The organism is Streptomyces katrae (assembly GCF_000966975.1).
In the GTDB taxonomy this organism is placed as follows: Bacteria; Actinomycetota; Actinomycetes; order Streptomycetales; family Streptomycetaceae; genus Streptomyces; species Streptomyces katrae.
Map to the genome: position 1 here is coordinate 1 of NZ_JZWV01001496.1, position 1,029 is coordinate 1,029.

The window sequence follows — 1,029 nt, forward strand, 5'->3', positions numbered from 1 at the left end:
CTCGAAGGCCTCCCAGGCCGTCTCCAGCAGCAGCCGCTGCTGCGGGTCCATCATCAGGGCCTCGCGCGGGGAGATCCCGAAGAACCCGGCGTCGAACTCGCCCACGCCGTCGAGGAATCCGCCGTGGCGGACGTAGCAGGTGCCGGCGTGGTCCGGGTCGGGGTCGTACAGGGCGTCCAGGTCCCAGCCGCGGTCGGCGGGGAAGCCCGAAATGGCGTCGCCGCCGTCGGCGAGGAGGCTCCACAGCTCNCGCTGCTGGGGGTCCATGGCGAGGGCCTCGCGGGGGGAGATGCCGAAGAAGGCGGCGTCGAAGTCGCCCGCGTCGTGGAGGAATCCGCCCTCACGGGCGTAGGTGGTGCCGGGGTGCTGCGGGTCGGGGTGGTAGAGGGAGTCGAGGTCCCAGCCGCGGTTCCGGGGGAAGGCCGAGAGGGCGTCCTCGCCCTCCGCGAGGATCGTCCACAGGTCCTCGGGGGAGGTCACCCCGCCGGGGAAGCGGCAGCTCATCGCGACGATGGCGATGGGCTCGCGGGCTTCGGCCGTCATCTTCCGGTTCTGGCGGCGCAGCCGCTCGGTCTCCTGGAGGGAGGCGCGCAGTGCCTGGACGATCTTGTCGTTCGATGTGGTCATGATGTGCTCCGTACTCAGGCCGTTGATCAGGCTTCGCTGTCGCCCAGCGCCAGTTCGATGAGGTGGTCGAGGTCCATGTCCGCGATGGCGGAGCCGGTGTCGGGATCCGCGTGGTCGGGGTCGGGTGCGGTGTCCGCCGGCCCGCCGGTCAGTGCCAGCAGCGCGTCCATCAGCCCCGCTTCGCGCAGGCGGGCCAGCGGGACGGTGGCCAGGGCGCGTCGGATCCGGTCCTCGTCCGGGCCCCCCTCCTCCGTCGCGCGGTCCGCCGCCCCCGCGGGCAGCAGGGCGTGCAGCAGGCCGTCGGTGAGGGCGCTCGGGGTGGGGTGGTCGAAGACCATCGTCGTCGGGAGCTTCAGTCCGGTCGCGGCGCCCAGCCGGTTGCGGAGTTCGACGGCGGTGAGC

Annotated in this window: 2 protein-coding genes; both read right to left on the minus strand. The window is 72.8% G+C overall.

Annotated elements, in window-relative coordinates; all coding sequences use genetic code 11:
* The coding region (locus VR44_RS38630; RefSeq protein ID WP_045952359.1) for a beta-ketoacyl synthase N-terminal-like domain-containing protein at window positions 1-627 on the minus strand (627 nt) is incomplete at its 3' end.
* 26 nt (window positions 628-653) lie between these two features.
* Window positions 654-1,029 (minus strand): acyl carrier protein (locus VR44_RS38635; RefSeq protein ID WP_045952360.1); only part of this gene is annotated, 376 nt, incomplete at its 5' end.